The sequence below is a fragment of the Arthrobacter zhaoxinii genome (assembly GCF_025244925.1).
Taxonomy (GTDB): Bacteria; Actinomycetota; Actinomycetes; order Actinomycetales; family Micrococcaceae; genus Arthrobacter_B; species Arthrobacter_B zhaoxinii.
The window spans coordinates 871192-894000 of record NZ_CP104275.1 but is presented as its reverse complement, the minus strand read 5'-3'; the positions used below and the strand labels follow the sequence as shown (position 1 = coordinate 894000).

The following is a 22809-nucleotide window of genomic DNA, read 5'->3' as shown; positions in this document are numbered from 1 at the left end:
TGTTCCTCCAGAAAAGAAATGGGATTCGCCGTACGGTGCCCTGTGAGGTGCAGCGCCCGGCGCAGCGCTCCGTCCATCGTTGGACCGCAGCAACATAACCATAGTGTGTCGAAGACAACACCAAATCCAAATCCGGCATGGTCGGAACATTGTTTACATGTTGTTATCAAACGGGGACGACGAAACAGGGCGGGACTGCTAGTGTCCCGCCCCGCCCGATTCGTTTGTTAAGGTCCGTGTGTCCTGAGGTTACGCGTCCCCCGGTGCCGCGGGGTTTAGTGCCGCAGGCCCCTGGCTGCGCGCAGGGCAGCAGCCGCCATCACGCTGACGCCGCAGCTGATGGCCCGCTCATCGGGGTTGTAATCCCCGCGGTGCAGGTCGAAGGTCTCCCCGCCCGGCGAGCGGGTGCCGAGCCGCATCAAGGCGCCGGGCACTGCCTGCGTCATCCACGCAAAGTCCTCCCCGCCCATGGACTGCGGTGCCAGCACCACGGCGTCTTCTCCCAGTTCGGCGCGGGCTGCCGCTTCGATCAGGCTGATCTCGGCGTCGGCGTTAATGACCGGCGGGACGCCGCGGGTGTGCTGCAGATTGACGTCGACGCCGAAGGGCGCCGCGATCTCCCGGACCACCTTGTCCAGCAGTTCGCCGGCCGCATGCCAGGCCTCTGCGTCGAGGCAGCGCATGGTGCCGGCCATGAATCCATGTCCGGGAATGGCGTTGGGTGCGGAGCCGGCGTGCATCTGCCCCCACACCACGGAGACGCCGCTGCGCACGTCGATCCGTCGCGACAGCACGGCCGGGACGCTGACTGCGATCTCGGCCAGCGCAAAGACCAGGTCCTCGGTCAGGTGCGGCCTGGAGGTGTGCCCGCCGCGGCCGGTCAGCTCGATGCGGATGGTGTCGGAGGCGGAGGTGATCGCGCCGATGCGAGTGCCCACCTGCCCTACGTCCACCCGGGGGTCGCAGTGCAGGGCCAGGACGCGCGGTACGCCGTCCAGGGCACCCTGTTCAATCACCGAGAGCGCGCCGCCGGGCATTACTTCCTCGGCAGGCTGGAAGATCACCCGCACCCGGCCGCCCAGCTCGCCGGCGGCGTCGAACCCCGCAAGCACCATGGCCACGCCCAGCATGACCGTGGTGTGGATGTCGTGGCCGCAGGCATGGGCTATCCCGGTGTTTTCCGAGGAGTACGGCAGCCCCGTCTCTTCCAGCACGGGAAGGGCATCGATATCGGCGCGCACGGCAAGCCGGATGGGGCCGTCGCCGATGTCCACCACGACACCCGTGTTTTCCAGGCGCTTGGGCGCCAAACCGGCGTCTTCCAGGGCCTCAACGATGCGGTCCGTGGTGCGGAATTCCTTGTGCGAGAGCTCGGGATGGGAATGCAGGTCCCGCCGGAACTCGATCAACCCGCCGAGGAGCGGCGCCACACTCCCCCGTATCGAGGGGATGGGCGAGTTGCTCAGCGGGATAGTTTGCACAACCTCAAGGTTAGCCAATTCGGGGACTAAAGCGGGAATGCGCAGCACCGGAAACGACGCCCCGTGACGGGTCTTTGCATCTTGGCTAGAGGACGTCCGTGTCGCCGCTGGCCTTGAGGTGTTCAACGGCCTTCTTGACTTCCTGCGCGTGTTCCTTCGTGGTGACGAGCAGGGCGTCGGGTGTGTCCACGATGACGACATCCTCGATGCCGATCAGCGCAATCACGCGCTTGGTGTCGGAGACAACTATGCCGCTGGCGTTTTCGGAGTAAACGCGGGCGCCCTCCCCCATCACGGTCAGATCACTGTTTTCCGCTGCCGGGTTGAGCCGGCCGATCGCGGCAAAGTCGCCGACGTCGTCCCAGCTGAACGCACCGGGAATCATGGCGACATCGCCCGCCGCCGCCGCCGGTTCCGCCACGGCGTAGTCGATGGCAATCTTGGGCAGGGTGGGCCAGATCCGGCGCACCACTTCCCGGCGCCTCGTGGTGTCCCAGGCCTCGGCGATTTCCATCAGGCCGGAGTAAAGCACCGGTTCGCTGGCTTCCAGGTGCTTGAGCATCAGGTCCACCGGAGCGACGAACATGCCCGCATTCCAGCTGTAGCTGCCGTTGTCCAGGTACGCCTGGGCAACCTCGGCCGAGGGCTTCTCCACGAACTCGACCACGGAGCGCGCGCTGGGGGCGCCGGTCACCAGGAGCTGCTCACCCGCGCAGATGTAGCCGAAACCGGTGGAGGGGTGCGTCGGCTCGATGCCGATGGTGACGATATACCCCTGCGCCGCGGTGTGGATGGCTTCCCGCACGGCGGCCTGGAAAACCTCGACGGGAGCAATGACCTGGTCCGCGGCAAAGGACCCCATGATGATCTGCGGATCCCGCTTATAGAGGATGGCAGCGGCAAGCCCGATCGCGGCGGCGGAATCCTTGGGCTCCAGTTCCAGGACCAGGTTCTTGCTCGAGATCTCCGGCAGCTGCTGCCGCACGGCCTGCCGGTGCACCGCCCCGGTGACCACCATGACGCGGTCACCGCTGAGCGGGCTCAGGCGCTCATAGGTGGCACGGATCAGGGTGGAACCCGAACCGGTCAGGTCGTGGAGGAACTTGGGTGCGGCGGCTCGGGAGAGGGGCCAGAGGCGCGTCCCAACACCGCCTGCCGGGATGACCCCGTAAAAGCGGTCAAGAACAGCGGGCTCGGGAGCGGCATGCAGCTTTTCGTTACTCATCATTGCCTAGATTAGCTCAGCCCGCAGGCGAACCTCAGGAACCGGCATCCCTACACGGTCCGCGGCACCGATTCAATGTAATCAGGGTCACACCATAGGGGAACCTAAATTGAAAGCCCGGTCACGTGAGCCTAGATTATGGTAGAGCTTATATCGCTGTCGCACCGGCGTCATCACTGCGTGGAACACGCGCTAACGCCGCTGCGATGCAGGGAGGAAAATTCAGTGTCGAAGTTACCAGCAGGCACTCTCTACCGTGGCCGCGAAGGCCAATGGTCGTGGGTTGTGCACCGTATCACCGGCGTGGCGATCTTCTTCTTCCTTTTGGTCCACGTTCTGGATACCTCACTGGTGCGAGTTTCACCTGAGGCCTACAACGTGGTGATCGAATCCTACAAGAACCCGATTATGGGCCTCGGCGAGCTTGGTCTCGTTGCGGCGATTGTGTTCCACGCCTTCAACGGCCTGCGTGTAGTCCTGATCGACTTCTGGAAGAAGGGGCCCAAGTACCAGCGCCAGATGCTCTGGGGCGTTGTTGCCCTGTGGGCCGTTACGGTTATCGGCTTCTCTATTCGCCACCTGCCCAACGTCTTCGGGGGTTAATAACCAATGAGCACATCTACTAACGAAGCCCACGCCCTCGAAGCACCCCGTTCAGGACGCATCGCCCCGCGCTACACCCGCAATTCCTCGGGCGGCGGCAACTTTGAAATGTTTGCCTGGCTGTTCATGCGCGTGTCCGGCGTGATCCTGGTGGTCCTGATCTTCACCCACCTGTTTATGAACCTGGTCGTGGGCGACGGCATCCACGCCGTGGACTTCGGCTTCGTTGCCGGCAAGTGGGCCAGCCCGCTGTGGCAGGTCTGGGACCTGGTCATGCTGTGGCTGGCCATGCTTCACGGCACCAACGGCGTCCGCACCATCATCAACGACTACGGGGACAAGAAGTCCACGCGCATGTGGCTCAAGACCGTCCTCTATGTCGCGACCTTCGTGATCATCGTCCTTGGCACCCTGGTCATCTTCACCTTTGACCCCTGCCTCGCAGGCGCGTCGTCGGAGACCCTCCAGGAGTTCTGCGGGGCCTAAGGGCCGCGTGGTCATTCCGGGCCCACGAATTTCTAGTAGTTTCAACAGAAAGAGCATCTGCTATGCAGGTCCATAAGTACGACGTCGTCATCGTCGGCGCCGGCGGCGCCGGTATGCGTGCCGCCATCGAATCAGGTCAGCGTGCGCGTACGGCGGTACTGACCAAGCTGTACCCCACCCGCTCCCACACCGGCGCCGCGCAGGGCGGCATGTGCGCAGCACTTGCCAACGTCGAAGAAGACAACTGGGAATGGCACACCTTCGACACCGTCAAGGGCGGTGACTACCTGGTGGACCAGGATGCAGCCGAGGTCATGGCCAAGGAAGCCATCGACGCCGTGCTGGACCTGGAGAAGATGGGCCTGCCGTTCAACCGGACGCCCGAAGGCCGCATTGACCAGCGCCGCTTCGGCGGACACACCCGCGACCACGGCAAGGCACCGGTCCGCCGCGCCTGCTACGCCGCGGACCGCACGGGCCACATGATCCTGCAGACGCTCTACCAAAACTGCGTCAAGCACAACGTCGAGTTCTACAACGAGTACTACGTCCTGGACCTCATTACCGTTGTTGACCTCAACGGCCAGAAGCGGGTTGCAGGTGTCGTTTCCTACGACCTGGCCACCGGCGAGCTGCACATCTTCCAGGCCAAGTCCGTGGTGTTCGCCTCCGGCGGTGCCGGCAAGGTCTACAAGACCACGTCTAACGCACACACCCTGACCGGTGACGGCATGGGCATCGCTTTCCGCCGGGGCATCCCCCTGGAGGACATGGAGTTCATCCAGTTCCACCCGACCGGCCTGGCCGGGCTGGGCATCCTCCTCTCGGAGGCCGCCCGCGGCGAAGGTGCCATCCTCCGCAACTCCGAGGGTGAACGCTTCATGGAGCGTTACGCCCCGACCATCAAGGACCTGGCCCCGCGTGACATCGTGGCACGTTCCATGGCCAACGAGGTCCGTGAGGGACGCGGCTGCGGCCCGAACAAGGACTACGTCCTGCTGGACCTGACGCACCTGGAACCGGCGCACATTGATGCGAAGCTTCCGGACATCACCGAGTTCGCCCGGACCTACCTCGGTGTGGAGCCCTACACCGAGCCGGTGCCGGTGTTCCCGACGGCGCACTACGTGATGGGCGGCATCCCCACCAACATCAAGGCCGAGGTCCTCCAGGACAACGACACCGTGATTCCGGGCCTGTACGCGGCCGGCGAAGTGGCCTGCGTGTCCGTACACGGCTCCAACCGCCTGGGCACCAACTCGCTGCTGGACATCAACGTCTTCGGCAAGCGGGCCGGCATCTATGCTGCCGAATACGCGCTGACCGCAGACTTTGTTGATCTGCCGGAGAATTCCGAACTGGACACGGTCACCCTGCTGGACCATGTGCGCAATTCCGAAGGCACCGAGCGTGTCTCCGAAATCCGCCGTGACCTGCAGAACACCATGGACCTGAACATGCAGGTGTTCCGCACGGCGGACACCATCCAGAAGGTCCTGACGGACATCGCCTCCTTCGAGGAGCGGTACCAGAAGATCAGCGTCCAGGACAAGGGCAAGCGCTTCAACCTCGACCTCCTTGAGGCCGTGGAGCTGGGCTTCCTCCTGGAACTCGCGAAAGTCATGAGCGTTGCCGCCCTGCACCGGACCGAATCCCGCGGCGGACACTTCCGCGAGGACTTCCCGGAGCGCGACGACGAGAACTTCATGAAGCATTCCATGGCCTACAAGGTTGACGAAGCCGAAAACACCGAGCACACCGCCGGCATTCGGCTGGACACCAAGCCGGTCATTTTCACGCGCTACGAGCCGATGGTGAGGAAGTACTAATGACAACCGAAATCGCCGAGCCGGCCTCGAAGGTAGAGCTCCCCGAGTCGATCGGCGGAGAGATCCCGTCGTTCGAGATCACGCTGAAGGTCCGCCGCTACAACCCCGAGGTTTCCGACGAAGCCTACTGGGACGAGTGGAAGCTGACCATGTACGGCACGGACCGCGTGCTGGACGCCCTGCACAAGGTCAAGTGGGAGCATGACGGCTCGGTTTCCTTCCGCCGCTCCTGCGCCCACGGTGTCTGCGGCTCCGATGCCATGCGCATCAACGGCCGCAACCGCCTGGCCTGCAAGACCCTGCTGAAGGACCTGGACACCTCCAAGCCCATCCTCGTCGAGCCCATCAAGGGCCTGCCGGTGGAAAAGGACCTGATCGTGGACATGGAGCCGTTCTTCCAGTCCTACCGCGAGATCATGCCGTTCCTGGTCACCAAGGGCCACGAGCCGACGAAGGAACGCCTGCAGTCCGCCGAGGACCGTGAGCGTTTTGACGACACCACCAAGTGCATCCTGTGCGCTGCGTGCACGTCCTCCTGCCCGGTCTTCTGGACCGACGGCCAGTACTTCGGCCCGGCGGCAATCGTCAATGCGCACCGCTTCATCTTCGATTCGCGTGACGACGCCGGCGACATGCGCCTGGAGATCCTGAACGACAAGGAAGGCGTGTGGCGCTGCCGCACCACCTTCAACTGCTCGGAAGCCTGCCCCCGCGGCATCCAGGTCACCAAGGCCATCTCCGAGGTCAAGCAGGCCATCCTGGCCCGCTCGCTCTAGCCAGTCCTGCGCTGCAAAGGCGCCGGCCAGCGGTTTTTACCGCCGGCCGGCGCCTTTTGCGTTCTGGGTAGAGTTGACCCATGCCTTCGTTTGAATCCGTTTCCTTTCCCGGCGTCAACGGGACCACGCTCGCAGGGACCGTGGACATTCCCGACGGCGGTGCCCGTGCCTGGGCCGTCTTCTGCCACGGCTTCACCCTGGGCAAGAACAGTGCCGCCGCGTCCCGGATTTCCAAGGCGCTGGCCGGCCACGGTATCGGCGTGCTGCGCTACGACGCCGCCGGACTGGGCGGGTCCACCGGCAAGTGGGAAGACGGCAGCTTCAGCACCAAAGTGGCCGACGTTCTCAGTGCGTGCGGGTTCATGGCGGACACCGGCCGCCCCGCTTCCCTGCTGATCGGCCATTCACTCGGCGGCGCGGCCGTCCTGGCGGCGGCGTCCCGGGTGTCCGGGCTGGACGCCGTGGTGACCATCGCCGCGCCCTTCCGGCCCTCCCACGTGGTCCATCTCTTCGAATCGGAGCTGGACCGGATTGCCGAACAGGGGTCAGCGTCCGTGGACCTCGGCGGCGGGGAGCTGGAAATCCGCCGGCACCTCATCGAGGACCTGCACAGCCACAACCTCACGGACAGCATCAGGGAGCTGCACCTGCCGCTGCTGGTGATGCACTCCCCCACCGACAACACCGTCGGGATCGAGAACGCGAGTGAAATCTTCCGGACGGCACGCCATCCGCGGAACTTCATCTCGCTGGAGGGCAGCGACCACCTGATGGTGGAGCGCAAACAGACCACCAGGGCGGCAGCCATCATCGCGGCGTGGGCCGGGACCTATCTGGATCTCGACGGAGATTCCTAGCTCCGCCGGTCCCGTGCCCCCAGCCGGACGTGCTCGTGCAGCTTCCACAGGCCGGTGGCATCGTGTTCATAAAGACCCACGCGGTCCACGGTAAAGCCGGCGGAATAACCGCTCAGCCGGCGGACGGCTTCGTCCATGCCCTGCTCGCTGATGTCGTGCGCCACCGTGACGTGCGGATGGAACGGGAAGGCCAGCTCACGTGCCAGCGGGCCGCTCTGGAGTTCCTTGTGCAGCGCGGTGCACTCGTCAAAGCCTTCGCCGACGTTCAGGTAGACCACCGGCGAAACGGGGCGGAAGGATGCGGTCCCGTCCAGGGTCACCCGGAACGGCTTCTGCGCCGCAGCAACGTCCCGCACATGGTTCAGCGTCGCTTCCCAGTCGTCGGTTTCCGTGGTGGTCACCAGGGTGATGTGCGCCGGGATCACCGCCGCCAGGGGATCCCCGAAGGAAGCGCGGGCATCCTTCAGCTCGCTTGCCATCGGCTCCGGAACCGCAATGACTATCCCGACGCAGCGCGCAGCGCATTGAGGAGCGTGGCTGCCGTTCAGGGCGCCGGCTGCCATGTCCTGGTCGAGGGATTCGGAGATTCTCATGGGACTATGCGGTGACGCTGCCCAGCGGCAGGAAGCCGACCTTGTTGTACACGTCCGCGAGGGTCGCCGAGGCTGACTCCCGTGCCTTGGCCGCTCCCACGGCCAGCAGGCGGTCCAGCTCGGCCGGATCGTCCAGCAGATGCAGGGCGCGTTCACGGATGGGCCGGATGTGTTCGGTGACCGCGTCGGCCAGGTCCACCTTCAGGTGTCCGTACATCTTCCCCTCGTACTCCTTCTCCAGGGTTTCCACGCTGCGCCCGGTAATCAGAGAGTAGATGGACAGCAGGTTGGTGATTCCCGGCTTGGTGTCCCGGTCAAACCGGACTTCGCTGCCGTCATCGGTCACTGCCGACTTGATCCGCTTGGCAATCACCTTATCCTCGTCGAGGAGGTTGATCAGCCCGGCCGGCGAGGCAGCCGACTTGGACATCTTCGCCGTCGGGTTCTGCAGGTCGTAGATCTTCGCCGCTTCCTTCTGGATGAAGACCTCCGGCACCACGAAGGTGTCACCGAAGCGCGTGTTAAAGCGCTTCGCCAGGTCCCGGCTGAGCTCTACATGCTGGCGCTGGTCCTCGCCGACGGGTACACCGTGCGGCTGGTAGAGCAGGATGTCGGCCACCTGCAGGATCGGGTACGTGAACAGACCCACGCTGGCCGAGTCGGCACCGAAGCGCTGCTGCTTGTCCTTGAACTGCGTCATGCGGGAGGCTTCACCGAAACCGGTGAGGCAGTTCAGCACCCAGGCCAGCTGGGCGTGCTCCGGCACCTGGGACTGCACGAACAGGGTGGCCTTGTCCACGTCGACACCGCCCGCGATGTACTGGGCTGCGGTGACGCGGGTGCGCTTGCGCAGGTCCTCGGGATCCTGCGGCACGGTGATGGCGTGCAGGTCCGGGATGAAGAAGTAGGCGTCGTACTCGTTCTGGAGCCGCACCCAGTTCACGAGCGCTCCGAGGTAGTTGCCCAGGTGCAGGGAATCAGCGGAGGGCTGCATCCCCGAGAGGATGCGCCGGCGGCTGGAAGACTCAGATGTCATGGAAGGAACCCTTAGAACTGGTAGTCGATCACTACTGGAGCGTGGTCTGAGAAGCGGGAGTCGTAGGTAGGTGCGCGGTCAACGACGGCGTTGGCAGCCCGTGCCGCCAGCTCCGGAGTGGCCATGTGGTAATCGATCCGCCAGCCGGAGTCGTTGTCGAACGCCTGTCCGCGCCAGGACCACCAGGTGTAGGGTCCGTTGACCTCGCCGGCCAGGGAACGGTGCACATCCGTGTAGCCGATTTCCTCGCCGAAGAAGCGGTCAAAGTAGGCACGTTCCTCGGGGAGGAAACCGGCGCGCTTGACGTTGCCCTTCCAGTTCTTGATATCCAAGGGCGTGTGGCCCACGTTCAGGTCACCGACCACCAGCACGAAGTCGCTGGACTGCGCCAGGGCGGGCAGCCGGGCGGCCATGGTGTCGAGGAAGCGGTACTTGTCCACCTGCTTGGGGGTGTCCACCTCGCCTGAATGGACGTACGCACTGACGACGGTGAGGATTTTCTCCTCACCCTCCACGGAAACCTTGAAGTCTGCCTCAACCCAGCGGCCGGAGCGTGCGAAGTACTCGTCGCCGATGTGTTCGCGGACCGCCACCGGCGCGGTGCGGGAAGCGATGGCGACGCCGGCACGGCCCTTGGCATCGAGGCATTCGGCGTGCTGGACGTGCCAGGTATCACCGAGCAGGTCCTTCAGGATGGCGTCGGGCGCGCGCACCTCCTGCAGGCACAGGATGTCCAGATCGCGGGCTGCGAGCCAATCGGCCATTCCCCGCTTGTAGGCGGCGCGGATGCCGTTGACATTCACAGACGCAATGCGCAGTGCTTTCCCGGAACTGTCCATAGTCCCTGTCGATGCCGAACTCACGCGAATAACCATACTCCTCAGTAGCTGTTCATCCCGAAACGCGGATCCGGCGGGCAGCGGTGCTGCGGTTCCGCCGGCGGTGGAGGGAAACTAGTCGACGATGGTGCCTTCGACCGGCCCGCCGTCGTTCTTCTTGATCATGCCACGGCCGTTGGACGCCGTGATTTCGATGGTCTCCAGGGCACGGTCGACCATTTCCCGGTCGGTGTCCAGGTTCTCCGTAATGACCTTGGCCTGGACCTGGATGATCTTGAAGCTGTGGTCCAGTTTCCGGTCACGGACGGTGGTGCTTTCATCCACAACCTGCACTCCGCTGCGGGGAGCAGCGCCGGCGGCGGCACCGGCAAGCTTTGCGGTGGCCTTGCGGGTGGCGCCCCGAACGGAGAAGACCACGAACGTGGCGAGGAACAGCCAGCCCAGGGACACGATGACCACCAGCCAGCCAATGACGTCATTCTGGTTGGCGGCGAAAACCACCGCCACCAGGAAGACAATGAGCATCACGACGATGCCCGTGGAGCCCATCCTGCGGCTGATGCCGCGGCCGGGCGTGGACGAGGACGACGGCGTCTTGCCGTTTCGGATCGACTGCATGGTTTTATTCTCTCAAACTCAGACAGGTGCCCGGTGCCGTGTTCGCTCTGCGCGCCTGCGCCTGCTTCCGCACGCGGTGGCAGCAGGCCCGCGGCAGTGGCAGACTGGCTCGATGCAGATCACCATTGCCACCGGCGACATCACCCGGCGGGATACCGACGTCATCGTCAACGCGGCCAACTCATCCCTGCTGGGCGGCGGCGGAGTGGACGGGGCCATCCACCGTGCCGCCGGCCCGAAGCTGCTCGCTGCCTGCAGGGAACTGCGGAAGACGTCACTGCCGCAGGGGCTGCCCACCGGCCTGTCCGTGGCTACCGAGGCGTTCGACCTGCCCGCCCGGTGGGTGGTGCACACCGTGGGGCCCAATGCCGGGGCAGGCGAAACGGACCCGGAACTGCTGAGGTCCTGCTTCCGCACCGCCCTGGCCGCAGCCGAGGAGCTGGGCGCCCAGAGCATTTCCTTCCCGGCCGTGAGCGCCGGCATTTACGGCTGGGACCCGGAGACCGTGGCCGGCATCGGGCTGCAGGAGGTCCTGGACCACACCCCGGGGACGTTGAAGCGCGCGGAGTTCGTGCTGTTCAATGACCGCCTGGCCGGGATCTTCACCCGCAAATATGAGCAGCTGGCCGGCTGACCCGACGCCTACTTCAAAAACAGCACCCGGAGCCTGTTTGTGGTCAAGGTCAGGCCCAGGACGATCATCACCACGAAGTAGAGCAGATGCCCTGCCGTCCCCCAGCTGAAGATGCCCACGCTGATCTGCCGGAGCAGTTCCACGCCGTGCCAGAGCGGCAGCGCCTGGATCACCGACTGCACCGCCTCGGGGTAGACACTCAGCGGGTAGAAGGTGGCAGAGAGCAGGAACATGGGCAGCATGATCATTTGGATCCAGTCCATTTGCTGGAACGTCTTCATGTAACTGGTCACGGCCATCCCGAAGGAGGCGAAGCCGAACGCGATCACCACGGCTGCCGGAATCATCAGCAGCGCCCAGGGCGAGGTGATCAGTCCCATCGCGCCCATCACGGCGGTAAAGCCGGTGGCATAGAGCGCACCGCGGAGCAGGGCCAGGAAGATCTCCCCCATCGCCACGTCCAGCGGACCCAGCGGCGTCGAGAGCATGCCCTCGTAGAGGCGGGCGTAGTTGAGCTTGAAGAACACGTTCATGGTGGAGTCATACACCGCGCCGTTCATCGCGGAGACTGCCAGCAGCGCCGGTGCGATGAAGTTGGCATACTCCATTTCCTGCCCGCCCGGGCCGGTGACCGCCCCCACCAGGGCACCCAGGCCAATACCCATGGCCACCAGGTACAGCACCGGTTCGACGAACCCGCTGACCATGATGCTCCAGTTAGTGCCCCACGTGGCCTTGAGCCCGCGGGCAATCACGGCACGGATGTTCCGCCCGTACAGCGAGCCGAGGAACCGGTCCTGCGGTACAAGCACCGTGGGCGCCGTGCGGTTTTCGATGCTCATCCGTCGAGCCTCCTCGTGAAGTTCCGCCGGGCCAGCAGCAGCCCGCCGAAGGTCAGGACCAGCAGGTACACCACGTGGACGGCGGTCATGGCGGCCGGTTCCGGGTGCCCGTAGCTGAGCACCCGGCCCAGTTCGGTCGAATGCCAGAGCGGTGAGATCCAGCCGATCCAGCGGACAGCCAGCGGCAGCGACTCCAGCGGAAAGAAGGTCCCGGAGAACAGGAACAGCGGCATCACAATGAACCGCTGGACCAGGGCGAACTGCCCCTTATCCTCTTTCAGGGTGGCGCTGAAGGCCATGAGCGGCATCCCGAAGGCCAGTCCGGCCAGCAGTGCGGTGAAGATCATCAGCCAGCCGGTTGCGGGCTGCGCCACCGCCCCGAAGAGCACCAGGAACAGGTAGTAGATGCCCGTGGTCAGCAGGATGCGGACGGTCAGTCCCAGGACATGTCCGAGGGCAATCTGCCCGCTGGAAAGCGGAGAGGCATTGGGTCCGTAGTAGGTGCGGTGCCATTTGAACCCGCCCATGACGGTGTAGGTGTTTTCCTCGCTGGAGACCATCAGGGCGGCGGTTGCCACGAGGGCCGGTCCCAGGAACATCAGGTAGGACACAGTCGAGCCGTCGGCGCCCGGGAAACCCGCATTCGAGTTCCCGTCGATCAGCACGGCCAGGCCCGTACCCATGCCCAGCAGGTAGACCAGCGGAGTGCCCACGGCGGTCATCAGCACGGTCCCCTGGTAGCCGCGCATCCGGCGGATCCACATGTCTGCGTAGTAGAAGGAACCGAAGCGCCGCGCCCGGGCGGCGGTTTGGCGCGGGGTCAGCGGCGACCGCAGCCCGAGCACCTCATGGCGTTGGACGCCGGGGCCGGCGGCGGCTTCGGGCTTACTCAACGAGGCTCCTGCCCGTCAGGCGGAGAAACACGTCTTCCAGCGAGGACCGGCGCACCAGCGACGTGATGGGCCGCAGCCCCCGGCTCGTTACGGCGTCCAGCGCGGCTTCGCCGTCGTCCGCGTAGATCAGGACCCGGTCCGGGAGGGTTTCCAGCCTCTCGCCGATTCCCTCAAGCTCGCCTGCCACCGTGGTGTTCCGTTCCGATCCGAACCGCAGCTCCACCACCTCGCGGGTGGAGTACTCGCGGATCAGGGCGGCCGGGGAACCCTCGGCCATGATCGCGCCCTTGTCCACCACAATCAGCCGGTCGCACAGCTGCTCCGCCTCGTCCATGTAGTGGGTGGTGAGGATCAGCGTGACGCCCGCTTCCTTGAGCCGGAACAGCCGATCCCAGAGGATGTGCCGGGCCTGGGGATCCAGGCCCGTGGTCGGTTCGTCCAGCAGCAGGATCTTGGGATCGTTGATCAGGGAACGGGCGATGGTCAGGCGCCGCTTCATCCCCCCGGAGAGGGACTCCACACGGGCCTTGGCCTTATCCGTGAGCTGCGCGAATTCCAGCAGTTCGTCTGCCTTGGGCTGCAGGTAGCTCTTGGGCAGGCCGAAGTAGCGGCCGTAGGCTACGAGGTTGTCCCGCACGCGCAGGTCCTCGTCCAGGTTGTCCTGCTGGGGCACAACGCCCAAGTGGGCGCGGACTTCGGGGCCGTACCGGTTCGGATCCAGGCCCATAATGCTCAGGTCTCCGGCGGTGCGCTGGGCGACGCCGCCGATCATCTTCATGGTGGTGGATTTCCCGGCACCGTTGGGCCCGAGGAGCCCGAAGGACTCCCCCGGCGGAACGTCGAAGGAGATGCCGTTGACGGCGGTGAAATCTCCGTAGGACTTGGTCAGGTTCCGTGCGGAAATGACGAAATCGGAGCGGGTTTCGGGGACGGTTTTGCTTGATGTGATCTGCGACACTCACGACAGTGTAGTGGACCCGGACCGGACCGGCGCACCAAGCGGCGCCGGTCCGTTCCGTTGCTGCCGAAGAAGGCGCCTAGACCAGGATTCCGACCTGCCGTTCGGCTGCTTCCACGACGTTGGCCAGCAGCATGGCCCGGGTCATCGGTCCCACACCGCCGGGGTTGGGCGAGATCCAGCCCGCGACGTCGGCCGCCGCGGGGTCGACGTCGCCGGTCAGGGTGGTTTTTCCGGTGTCCGGGTCGGTGACCCGGGTGACGCCGACGTCCAGCACGATGGCTCCGGGCTTGAGCTCCTCGGCCCGGATCATTTCCGGGAAACCGGCGGCCGCCACCACCACGTCGGCGGCCTGCAGATGTTCGAACAGGTCCGCGGTGCCGGTGTGCGCCAGGGTGACCGTGGCGTTGATCGGACGGCGGGTCAGGAGCAGGCCAAGCGGCCGCCCGACGGTGACGCCGCGTCCGACCACCAGGACCTTCTTGCCGTTCAGCGAGATCCCGTTGCGGACCAACAGCTGCACAATCCCGTGCGGTGTGCAGGGCAGCGGGGACGTCATGGGTTCGCTGACGTTGAGCACCAGGCGGCCGAGGTTGACCGGGTGCAGTCCGTCCGCGTCCTTGTCCGGGGCGATCCGTTCCAGGATGGCGTTGGCGTCTATGTGGGCCGGCAGCGGCAGCTGCACAATGTAGCCGGTGGTGGCCGGGTCCTCGTTCAGCTCATCGATGACCTTTTCCAGGTCTGCCTGGCTGATGTCGCCGGGGAGGTCCCGGCGGATGGAATTAATCCCCACCTGCTTGCAGTCCTTGTGCTTGCCGCCGACGTAGGAGTGGCTGGCGGGGTCGTCGCCCACCAGCACCGTTCCCAGCCCCGGAGTAATGCCGTGCTCTTCCTTCAGCACGCGCACCCGTTCGGTCAGGTCCTCCTTGATTTCCCGGGCGGCGGCACGGCCGTCCAGGATCTTCGCCGCAACCGGAGTGCCGAAATCGGTCTTTTCCTTGACGTCCCAGCCGAGGTTCACGCTGGTGTCCTCACCGGTCACGGCGCCCTCCATATTGGTTCCTTTCTCCACGGTTACCATTCCTCCTGTCCGGGGTAAAGCGGGAAATTGTCTGCCAGCGCCCGTACGCGGCCCCGCAGGGCCTCGACGTCGGGAGCGGGTTTCAGTGCGGCGGCGATGATTTCGGCAACCTCGGTGAATTCCGGGGCGCCGAAGCCGCGGGTCGCGAGCGCCGGGGTGCCGATCCGCAGGCCGGACGTAACCATGGGCGGCCGCGGGTCGAAGGGTACGGAGTTGCGGTTCACCGTGATGCCCACGGACTCGAGCAGGTCCTCCGCCTGCTTTCCGTCCAGGGCGGAGTGCCGCAGGTCCACCAGGATCAGGTGCACGTCCGTGCCGCCGGTGAGCACCGAAACGCCGTGCTCAGCGACGTCGGGCGCGTTCAGGCGCTCGGCAATGATCCGCGCCCCCTCGAGCACGCGCTCCTGCCGTTCCCGGAATTCTTCGGTCCCGGCGATCTTGAACGCCACGGCCTTCGCGGCAATCACGTGCATCAGCGGGCCGCCCTGCTGGCCGGGGAAGACGGCAGAGTTCAGCTTCTTCGCGTACTCCTGCTTGGCGAGGATCATTCCCGAGCGCGGTCCGGCGAGGGTCTTGTGCACGGTGGAGGTGACGACGTCGGACATCGGCACCGGGCTCGGGTGCAGTCCCGCGGCCACCAGGCCGGCGAAATGCGCCATGTCCGTCCAGAGGTAGGCACCCGCTTCGTCGGCAATCGAACGGAAGGCGTCAAAGTCCAGCTGCCGCGGGTAGGCGGACCAGCCGGCGACGATAACCTGCGGGCGTTCAGCCAGCGCCTGTTCGCGGACCCGGTCCATGTCCACCCGGTAGGTCTGCTCATCCACGCCGTACGCGGCAACCTCATAGAGTTTGCCGGAGAAGTTCAGTTTCATGCCGTGGGTCAGGTGCCCGCCGTGGGCGAGGTTCAGCCCCATGAGCTTCTCGCCGGGTTTCATCAGGGCAGCGAGCGCCGCCGCGTTGGCCTGCGCGCCCGAGTGCGGCTGCACGTTGGCGAACTCCGCACCGAACAGCGTCCGTGCCCGCTCGATGGCGAGGTTCTCAGCGATATCAACGTGTTCGCAGCCGCCGTAGTAGCGGCGGCCGGGATAACCCTCGGCGTACTTGTTTGTGAGCACCGACCCGGAGGTCTCCAGGACCGCACGCGGCGCGAAGTTCTCCGAGGCAATCATTTCGAGGGTGCCGCGCTGGCGGGACAGTTCATCTCTCAGGACGGCCGCTATTTCGGGATCAACATCGATAAGCGGCGCGTTGGTGACGCTTTGGGTGGATACTCTCACATGGATCTCCTGGGCAGAGGTTCTCAATAGGTCAGGCTACCTGCTGTGTCAGCACCGGTCCGTGGAGCGGACCGGCGGGCATGGCACAACAGTTTCGCTCGTAACCCTCGGCCCAGGCGTGCGATCCGTGGTCTTCAAGGCACCCGCTGAGGGCGCCGTGCCGCTTCCCGGTGGTGATCCACCTGACGCCAGTCGCGACGCCTTCCATCCTAGCCTCCCCTGTCCCCCGGATGCAGGGGCCGGCCGGAATAGCCTCCGCACCGGCGCGGTTAGGATTCGTCAAAGGAGGTAAGCGGTGCAAACGGACGTACTGGTGATCGGAGCCGGCCAGGCCGGCCTCAGCGCCGCCTACCATCTGCACCGCCGGAGCCTGCCGCCGGGCCCCGGGTTCACCGTGCTGGACGCTAACCCCGGCCCGGGCGGGGCCTGGCGGCACCGCTGGGATTCGCTCACTTTCGGTGCAGCACATGCCCTGCACGACCTCCCCGGCATGCCGCTGGGCACTCCCGACCCCGCCGAACCGGCCTCCGCCGTCGTCACCCGGTATTACGGACGCTATGAACGCGAGTTCGGGCTCGACGTCGTCCGCCCCGTTGCCGTGTCCGCCGTGGCCGAGGGCAGCGGCGGACGACTGGCGGTCCGCGCGGCGGACGGACGCGAGTGGCAGGCCCGGGTGGTCATCAACGCCACCGGCACGTGGGACCGGCCCTATTGGCCCTATTACCCCGGGCGGGAATCCTTCCGCGGCCGGCAGCTGCACACCCGGGACTTCCGCAGCGTGGCGGACTTCGCCGGACAGAAGGTCCTGGTGGTCGGCGGCGGCACGTCGGCCGTACAGTTCCTGCTGCAGCTGCACCGGGCCGGCGTCGAAACGCTCTGGTCCACCCGCCGGCCCCCGGAGTTCACGCTGCGCCCGTTCGACGCCGAGTGGGGACGGGCCGTGGAAGCGAAGGTCAGCGCACGGACCCGTGCCGGGCTGCCGCCGCTGAGCGTCGTCTCAGCCACGGGGCTGCCGCTGACCGAGGAGTACCGCCGCGGTATTGAGGACGCGGTGCTGGTATCCCGCGGACCGATCGGCCGCCTGACCGAAACCGGTGTTGTCTTCGCGGACGGGTCCGATGAATCCGTGGACACGGTCCTGTGGGCCACCGGATTCCGCGCCGCCCTGGACCATCTGGCGCCGCTTCGCCTGCGTGAACCCGGCGGCGGGATCCGGATGGACGGCGTACGGGTGGTGCGTGAGCCCCGCCTGCTGCTGGTGGGCTACGGGGAATCCTCCTCCACGCTGGGGGCAACCCGCGCCGGCCGGGCCGCAGCGCTCGAGGCCGTGCAGCAGGTGGCTACCGGGGTTCTTCCCACTCAAAGGCCGTAACCGTACCCTGCTCCCAGTCGCGGCGCAGGATGGCATAAACCACGGTGGCCACCCGTCGCCCGTCCTCCAGCGGCCAGTCCTCGCGGTGATGGGCTTCCTTCAGGAAACCCGCACGGATCAGCGTCTTGCGCATGCCGATGTTGTCCTCCCGCATGCGTCCGGCGAACCGGTGCGCCTCCGGGTAGTCGTCAAACACCTTCCGCGTCAGCGCTTTCGTTACCGGCACCCCGTTGCCCCGCCCGCGGAACTTCTCCACCAACCGCAGGTCCAGCACGGGGGTGTTGGTGTCCAGGTCCTCCAGGATGGCCAGGCCCATGCGGTGGTTGTCGCCGAACACCCAGAAGGTACGCACGCCGTCGCCGTCGAACCGGCCCTCGATCAGCAGGCGCCGCACCAGACCCTCGGACGGGGCCTTGATGCGGTGATACGGGAAGCTGTTGGTCGTGAGGAAACGGATCAGCTCTCCCTCGTCCTTGTCGGAGAACGGCAGGAACATCACATCCATATGCCCACCCTAGGCCCTAGTCCGGAGCACTGAAACCGGTAACCTAGGCATCGTGACCTTTTCGATTCCCGGGGCCTCCGCGGCCGGCAACGGCTACACCCTGACACTGTCCTGCCCTGACCGCCCGGGCATTGTCCACGCGGTCAGCGCCTCGCTGGTGGCTGCCGAAGGCAACATCACCGAGTCCGCGCAGTTCGGCAGCCCGGAGACCGGCTCCTTCTTCATGCGGGTGGACTTCAGGTCCCCGAACTCCTATGAACAGGTTCACGCCGAGCTCGCCGGCACTGCGGCAGCATTCGGCATGGCCTGGGAACTGCACCCTGCCGGCCGGCGGACCAGAACCTTGATCATGGCATCGAAGTCCGGCCACTGCCTCAATGACCTGCTCTTCCAGCAGCGTGCCGGAACGCTGCCGATAGAGGTCCCGGCCATCGTCTCGAACCACCGGGATCTGGAGTCCCTCGCGGACTTCTACGGCGTGCCGTTCCACCACATTCCGGTCACCCCGGACACCAAGGGAGATGCGGAGAACCGGCTGCGGGAGCTGATGGCGGAGCTGGACATTGAACTGGTGGTCCTGGCCCGGTACATGCAGATCCTGAGTACCGACCTCTGCCGCGACCTGGCCGGGCGCGCAATCAACATCCACCACTCCTTCCTGCCGTCCTTCAAGGGCGCCCGGCCTTATCACCAGGCCCATGCCCGCGGCGTGAAACTGATCGGCGCCACGGCGCACTACGTCACCTCCGATCTGGACGAGGGCCCCATCATCGAGCAGGAGGTCATCCGGGTGGACCACGCCCGTTCGGCCGCCCAGCTCGCCGCCCTGGGCAGCGACGTCGAGGGCCGGGCCCTGTCCAAGGCGGTGCAGTGGCATGCCCAGCACCGGGTGCTGCTGGACGGCCGGCGGACCATCGTCTTCAACTGATCTTCCGCCCGGCGCCGCTACGCTGGGTGGCATGGCACACATTATTGAACTCCGGGGCAAGGCCCCGGCCGTTGATCCCAGCGTCTTCCTCGCCCCCACCGCCTCGCTGATCGGCGACGTCACCATGGCGGCGGACTCCAGCGCCTTCTACGGCGTCTGCGTGCGCGGCGATTCCAACAGCATCCGCGTGGGTGCCGGAACCAATCTGCAGGACAACGTGGTGCTGCACGCGGATCCCGGCTTCCCGACGTCGGTCGGTGAACGCGTCAGCGTAGGCCACAACGCCGTGGTGCACGGCTGCACCGTCGAAGACGACTGCCTGATCGGCATGAGCGCCACCATCATGAACGGCGCCGTGATCGGTGCCGGTTCCCTGGTGGCCGCCGGTGCCCTCGTCCTTGAAGGCACGGTGGTACCTCCACGTTCCCTGGTGGCAGGCGTGCCCGCGAAGGTCCGTCGAAGCCTCACCGACGACGAGGTCGCCGGGGTGCGCGCCAATGCCGAAAACTACCGGCAGACGGCCGCGGACCACCGCGCCGCCGTTGCGGCCCGGCCCTAGCATGCCCGCCGGCGCCGGTATGACGCGCCGCAGGGACTCGGAGACCAGCACTAGGCTCCGGCCTGCACCAACCATAGAGTGGGGTTATTCCCTGCAACGACGCGGAAGACGAGGATCATGACTGCCGTTCAACACATTCCCACCCCGCCCTGTGTACAGCCGGGGGCGCCGAGCCCCGTACAGTCCACGGGCCGGACCCTCCGCTGGGGCGTAGTCGCCACCGGAAACATTGCCGAGCGTGTCACTGAAGACATCGCCCGGCTCGAAGACGCCGTTCTGCAGGCCGTCAGCTCCCGCCGGCAGGCCAGCGCAGAGGATTTCGCGGCCCGCTTCGGTTTTGCCAGCAGCTACTACGATGCCGATGACATTCCGGGCTACGACCACCTCTTTGCCGACCCCGACGTCGACATTGTCTACGTAGCTTCTCCGCATGCCCAGCACTACCGGATTGCCCGGCGCGCACTGGAGGCCGGCAAGCACGTGCTGTGCGAAAAGTCGCTCACCATCAATGCCCGCGAGGCCGAGGACCTGATCGAACTGGCCCGGTCCCGGAACCTGTTCCTCATGGAAGCGGTCTGGACACGGTTCCTGCCCTGCATCAACCGCATCTGGGAACTGATTGCCTCGGGCGAACTCGGGGACATCAACTGGGTCCAGGCCGACCTGGGCTTCCCGGCGGCCTATGACCCGGCCAACAGGCTCTGGGACCCGGCCGCCGGCGGCGGAGCGCTGCTGGACCTCACGGTCTACCCGCTGACCTTTGCCCTCGGCGCACTCGGTTATCCCGAGACCGTGCACGCGGTAGGCAGTATCAATCCCGACGGCGTGGACGCCCAGAACGCGCTGACGCTGGGATACGCCAACGGCGGCCTGGCGCAGCTGACCTCTTCCCTGGTCTCCTCCTCCCCGCGGACCGCCGTCATTTCCGGCAGCAAGGGATGGCTCCGCACCGGGTCACCCCTGCACAACCCGGTGGAACTGACCATCGTTCCGCAGGCCGGAGAAACCCGGGTGGAGCGCTTCCCGCAGGTCGGCAACGGCTATACCTACGAACTGCGGGAAGTAACCCGCTGCATCCAGGCGGGCCTGGTCGAAAGCCCCACCATGACCTGGGCGGATTCCCTGCGGACCATGCGGCTCTTTGACGCCGTAAGGGCGCAGATGGGTGTGTTGTACACCAATGACGAAGCACCCGTTCCCCGCTGACCGGAGCCGCCAGCGGGTTTTCCAGCGGGTTTAACGAACAAACGACGGCGGTGCCGCACCTTTGCAGGTGCGGCACCGCCGTCGTTATTGTCCGGGCTAACCGCCCAAACCGCCCGGAAGCTTCCCGCCAAGGCCGCCCGGTAGTTTCCCGAGCAGGTCCCTGGGGTTCACACCCAGTTTCTCCAGCAGACCCGAATCTTTATCGGTGTCCACCTTGTCCGGCAGGTCAGACTCCGCCTGGCCGGCCTTTGAGCTGTCGCCGCGGTTCTTCAGGAATTCGATAATCTGCTGCTTGTCGATCTGCATCAGGTACTCCTTGCTGAGAGGGGACGCTGCGGTTTGCTGCTGGGTTATGCGTTCTTCACGTTCTGGGGAGCGTCCGAAGCGGAGTCCTTGACGTCGGAGGCCGCAGCCTGGCCCTCGGACTTCACGTTCTGCGCGGCGTCGGTGGCGGTGGCCTTGATGTTCTCAACCGCTTCCTGCGCCGGCTCCTTGAGCCCCTCGGCCATTTCCTTGGCGGCTCCGGCCAGCTCATCCGTCATCGGCTGAGCAGCGGTCTTGAGGTTGTCCGCAGCAACGCGTTCCTTGTTGCTGGCGGGGATCAGGGTTGCTGCGAGCAAACCGGCGCCGAAGGCAATCAGGCCGGCGGCAACGGGGTTGCCCTGTGCCTGGCCGGCCAGCTTGGCCGGTGCGCCCTGGACAGCCGAGCCCGCGGCGGACATGCCGTCGGAGACGCTGCCGCCCATGTCGGACACGCTGCCGCTGATGTTGCTACCGGTGTTGCTTGCGCTGTTACCCATTGAATCGGCCACACCCATCACCTTGTCCTTTACTCCGAATACCTTGTCCTTCATCTTGTCCGTCTGGCGCTGGACGATGTGGGAGGGAGTTACTTTGTCCGCCACTGCGTCCACATTGGTGCCGAGGCGCCGGCGGGTTGCTTCGATGTCGGCGCGGATCTCATCCGGGTTTTCACTCATCGTGTTTCCTCGCTTGGTTTCATCGTCTGGGGGATCTCCTGCAGCGTTTCGGCCGTCTGCGGCATGCCCTTGATCTTCTTCATTTCCTTGCGCCCGCGGGAGGCCAGCACGGCGGCAACAATGGCCCAGAGAACGGCCACGATGACAGCGGACCAGCCGAAGCCGATCGCCGTCGTGCCCAGTGCATACCAGAGGGCGACTGACAGGAAGAGCAGTACAAAGTACCCTGCGACGGCTGCTCCGCCGAACATTCCGGCGCCCTTGCCCGCACGGGTCCCCGACTGCTTCAGCTCTACCTTCGCCAGCTCCACTTCCTGACGCATCAGGGTGGACATGTCCTGCGTTACCTGGCTGAGCAGATCGCCCAGGGACGTGGACTCCGCCTTAGCCTGCGCGGGGGTGGGAGGGAGTTCGGTACTCATTAGTGCCGACCACCGCTGTAGGGATCAGCTGCCGGAACACCGGTGGAAGGGGTGGGCGGAAGCGTCTGGGCCGACGCGGGGCCGGTTCCGGCCGGGCGTACCGGTTCGGAGCCGAACGGGTCGGTGGCTGTTCCGCTGGTTCCGACGACGGGCTGTGTTCCCGGAGCCGGCGGCACCGGCGTCACGGGCGGTACGGGCGGTGCAACGTGCTGGCCGGTGGATCCGGCGGCGGCTGCGCCCTGGTTCGGAAGACCGGCGCTCAGGCCCTTGTTGAGGCGTCCGGCGAGGAAGCCGGCGCCTGCTGCAATAGCGAGGAAGGCAACGGGACGCTGGCGGGCAAAGCCCTTGACTTCATCCAGCAGGGATCCCGGGTCTCGTCCGTCAAGCCACGTGGCGGCGGAGGACGCACGGCTGGCTGCCTGGCCTACCAGGTCCGTGGCAACACCGGACTGGCCGGACTGTGCCATTGAGTGCAGCTCATCTGCCATGGAGCGGAGCCCTTCGGCAACCTTCTGCTGCTGGGTACCTGCCTGCTCGGTGAGATCGGAGCGCGCCTGGGTGAACAGGTCCTTGGCATTGGTCTTCACCTCGGAAGCGACGCCTGCTGCTTCGGACTTGGCGGTCTCTGCTACCTGAGCCGCATTGCCCTTGGCCTGCTGGGCAAGGTCACCCGCCTGCTGCTTAGCCGCATCGGCCTTGGCAGCGGCCGTGGAATCGCTGGTGCTTCCGGCCGGGGATGCTGCATGGCTTCCGTCACGCGGAGTGAAATTGTCTGTCATCATCGCTCTCTTTCGTCATTGCAACTGCTG

General features: G+C 65.7%; 26 protein-coding genes. 10 read left to right on the top strand and 16 right to left on the bottom strand.

The features are described from left to right. Positions 1 to 275 precede the first annotated feature (275 nt). Both N2K95_RS04220 and N2K95_RS04215 read right to left on the bottom strand, forming a co-directional pair. Positions 276 to 1481: an amidohydrolase gene (locus N2K95_RS04220; RefSeq protein ID WP_260653064.1), complete on the bottom strand. Its 1206-nt coding sequence runs from the start codon at positions 1479 to 1481 to the stop codon at positions 276 to 278. Positions 1482 to 1566: 85 nt separating this feature from the next. Continuing rightward, complete coding sequence (locus N2K95_RS04215) at positions 1567 to 2706, bottom strand: mannose-1-phosphate guanylyltransferase (protein WP_260653063.1); 1140 nt, start codon at positions 2704 to 2706, stop codon at positions 1567 to 1569. Between the two features lie 225 nt (positions 2707 to 2931). On the opposite strand from N2K95_RS04215, the gene sdhC reads away from it, so the two are divergent. From sdhC to N2K95_RS04190, 5 genes are all read left to right on the top strand, one after another. Beyond that, positions 2932 to 3309, top strand: coding sequence for a succinate dehydrogenase, cytochrome b556 subunit (gene sdhC / locus N2K95_RS04210; RefSeq protein ID WP_146363726.1), 378 nt, complete (start codon positions 2932 to 2934; stop codon positions 3307 to 3309). Positions 3310 to 3315: 6 nt separating this feature from the next. Continuing rightward, entirely contained in the window at positions 3316 to 3795 is a 480-nt protein-coding gene (locus N2K95_RS04205; RefSeq protein WP_260653062.1) for a succinate dehydrogenase hydrophobic membrane anchor subunit, read from the top strand. 62 nt (positions 3796 to 3857) lie between these two features. Beyond that, positions 3858 to 5624 carry a succinate dehydrogenase flavoprotein subunit gene (gene sdhA / locus N2K95_RS04200; RefSeq protein WP_260653061.1) on the top strand — a complete coding sequence of 589 codons (1767 nt, stop codon included), beginning with the start codon at positions 3858 to 3860 and terminating at the stop codon, positions 5622 to 5624. Beyond that, positions 5624 to 6400, top strand: a complete 777-nt coding sequence (locus N2K95_RS04195; protein WP_227914227.1) for a succinate dehydrogenase iron-sulfur subunit — start codon at positions 5624 to 5626, stop codon at positions 6398 to 6400. Before sdhA ends, N2K95_RS04195 begins: the two co-directional genes overlap by 1 nt. Before the next feature lie 80 nt (positions 6401 to 6480). Continuing rightward, a complete protein-coding gene (locus tag N2K95_RS04190) occupies positions 6481 to 7257 on the top strand; it encodes an alpha/beta hydrolase family protein (RefSeq protein ID WP_260653060.1) in 777 nt (258 codons plus the stop codon). Here the strand turns inward: N2K95_RS04190 and N2K95_RS04185 are convergent. The 4 genes from N2K95_RS04185 to N2K95_RS04170 all read right to left on the bottom strand — a co-directional run bounded on the left by N2K95_RS04185 (position 7254) and on the right by N2K95_RS04170 (position 10343). Next, a complete protein-coding gene (locus tag N2K95_RS04185; RefSeq protein WP_260653059.1) occupies positions 7254 to 7850 on the bottom strand; it encodes a 2'-5' RNA ligase family protein in 597 nt (198 codons plus the stop codon). The two genes, N2K95_RS04190 and N2K95_RS04185, sit on opposite strands and share 4 nt — an antisense overlap. A 4-nt stretch (positions 7851 to 7854) precedes the next feature. Then, positions 7855 to 8886: a tryptophan--tRNA ligase gene (gene trpS / locus N2K95_RS04180; protein ID WP_260653058.1), complete on the bottom strand. Its 1032-nt coding sequence runs from the start codon at positions 8884 to 8886 to the stop codon at positions 7855 to 7857. 11 nt (positions 8887 to 8897) lie between these two features. Further along, on the bottom strand, positions 8898 to 9725 hold the full coding sequence (locus N2K95_RS04175; RefSeq protein WP_260653057.1) for an exodeoxyribonuclease III: 828 nt from the start codon (positions 9723 to 9725) through the stop codon (positions 8898 to 8900). 114 nt (positions 9726 to 9839) lie between these two features. Next, positions 9840 to 10343: a hypothetical protein gene (locus N2K95_RS04170; protein ID WP_260653056.1), complete on the bottom strand. Its 504-nt coding sequence runs from the start codon at positions 10341 to 10343 to the stop codon at positions 9840 to 9842. Between the two features lie 112 nt (positions 10344 to 10455). Between N2K95_RS04170 and N2K95_RS04165 the strand changes: the two genes are divergently transcribed. Then, positions 10456 to 10977 (top strand): O-acetyl-ADP-ribose deacetylase, encoded by a 522-nt coding sequence (locus tag N2K95_RS04165; protein WP_260653055.1) that lies wholly within the window; start codon positions 10456 to 10458, stop codon positions 10975 to 10977. 8 nt (positions 10978 to 10985) lie between these two features. Here the strand turns inward: N2K95_RS04165 and N2K95_RS04160 are convergent, their stop codons facing one another. From N2K95_RS04160 to glyA, 5 genes are all read right to left on the bottom strand, one after another. Next, positions 10986 to 11819, bottom strand: a complete 834-nt coding sequence (locus N2K95_RS04160; protein WP_260653054.1) for an ABC transporter permease — start codon at positions 11817 to 11819, stop codon at positions 10986 to 10988. Then, positions 11816 to 12712 carry an ABC transporter permease gene (locus N2K95_RS04155; RefSeq protein WP_260653053.1) on the bottom strand — a complete coding sequence of 299 codons (897 nt, stop codon included), beginning with the start codon at positions 12710 to 12712 and terminating at the stop codon, positions 11816 to 11818. Before N2K95_RS04155 ends, N2K95_RS04160 begins: the two co-directional genes overlap by 4 nt. Continuing rightward, complete coding sequence (locus N2K95_RS04150) at positions 12705 to 13670, bottom strand: ABC transporter ATP-binding protein (RefSeq protein ID WP_260653052.1); 966 nt, start codon at positions 13668 to 13670, stop codon at positions 12705 to 12707. Before N2K95_RS04150 ends, N2K95_RS04155 begins: the two co-directional genes overlap by 8 nt. A 79-nt stretch (positions 13671 to 13749) precedes the next feature. Then, positions 13750 to 14724: a bifunctional methylenetetrahydrofolate dehydrogenase/methenyltetrahydrofolate cyclohydrolase gene (locus N2K95_RS04145; RefSeq protein ID WP_260653051.1), complete on the bottom strand. Its 975-nt coding sequence runs from the start codon at positions 14722 to 14724 to the stop codon at positions 13750 to 13752. A 20-nt stretch (positions 14725 to 14744) separates the two neighbouring features. After that, positions 14745 to 16055 (bottom strand): serine hydroxymethyltransferase, encoded by a 1311-nt coding sequence (gene glyA / locus N2K95_RS04140; RefSeq protein WP_313771178.1) that lies wholly within the window; start codon positions 16053 to 16055, stop codon positions 14745 to 14747. A 268-nt stretch (positions 16056 to 16323) separates the two neighbouring features. Here glyA and N2K95_RS04135 point away from each other — a divergent pair, with 268 nt between their 5' ends. Continuing rightward, positions 16324 to 17400: an NAD(P)/FAD-dependent oxidoreductase gene (locus N2K95_RS04135; protein WP_260653050.1), complete on the top strand. Its 1077-nt coding sequence runs from the start codon at positions 16324 to 16326 to the stop codon at positions 17398 to 17400. Here N2K95_RS04135 and N2K95_RS04130 read toward each other — a convergent pair. Further along, entirely contained in the window at positions 17369 to 17905 is a 537-nt protein-coding gene (locus tag N2K95_RS04130) for a GNAT family N-acetyltransferase (RefSeq protein ID WP_260653049.1), read from the bottom strand. The genes N2K95_RS04135 and N2K95_RS04130 overlap by 32 nt on opposite strands. A gap of 52 nt (positions 17906 to 17957) precedes the next feature. On the opposite strand from N2K95_RS04130, the gene purU reads away from it, so the two are divergent. From purU to N2K95_RS04115, 3 genes are all read left to right on the top strand, one after another. Further along, entirely contained in the window at positions 17958 to 18833 is an 876-nt protein-coding gene (purU, locus tag N2K95_RS04125) for a formyltetrahydrofolate deformylase (protein ID WP_260653048.1), read from the top strand. Between the two features lie 31 nt (positions 18834 to 18864). Beyond that, positions 18865 to 19392, top strand: coding sequence for a gamma carbonic anhydrase family protein (locus tag N2K95_RS04120; RefSeq protein WP_260653047.1), 528 nt, complete (start codon positions 18865 to 18867; stop codon positions 19390 to 19392). A 117-nt stretch (positions 19393 to 19509) separates the two neighbouring features. Continuing rightward, complete coding sequence (locus N2K95_RS04115; protein ID WP_260653046.1) at positions 19510 to 20598, top strand: Gfo/Idh/MocA family protein; 1089 nt, start codon at positions 19510 to 19512, stop codon at positions 20596 to 20598. Between the two features lie 96 nt (positions 20599 to 20694). Here N2K95_RS04115 and N2K95_RS04110 read toward each other — a convergent pair whose 3' ends face one another. Genes N2K95_RS04110 through N2K95_RS04095 form a run of 4 tightly spaced genes read right to left on the bottom strand, consistent with a single transcriptional unit; the run spans position 20695 to position 22782 of the window. After that, the gene (locus N2K95_RS04110) at positions 20695 to 20904 is read right to left on the bottom strand and encodes a hypothetical protein (RefSeq protein ID WP_255793188.1); all 210 of its coding nucleotides are present in this window, start codon (positions 20902 to 20904) and stop codon (positions 20695 to 20697) included. Positions 20905 to 20948: 44 nt separating this feature from the next. Then, positions 20949 to 21578, bottom strand: coding sequence for a DUF3618 domain-containing protein (locus tag N2K95_RS04105; RefSeq protein WP_260653045.1), 630 nt, complete (start codon positions 21576 to 21578; stop codon positions 20949 to 20951). Then, a complete protein-coding gene (locus N2K95_RS04100; protein WP_255793186.1) occupies positions 21575 to 22000 on the bottom strand; it encodes a phage holin family protein in 426 nt (141 codons plus the stop codon). Before N2K95_RS04100 ends, N2K95_RS04105 begins: the two co-directional genes overlap by 4 nt. Continuing rightward, on the bottom strand, positions 22000 to 22782 hold the full coding sequence (locus tag N2K95_RS04095) for a hypothetical protein (RefSeq protein WP_260653044.1): 783 nt from the start codon (positions 22780 to 22782) through the stop codon (positions 22000 to 22002). Before N2K95_RS04095 ends, N2K95_RS04100 begins: the two co-directional genes overlap by 1 nt. Positions 22783 to 22809: the final 27 nt, after the last annotated feature.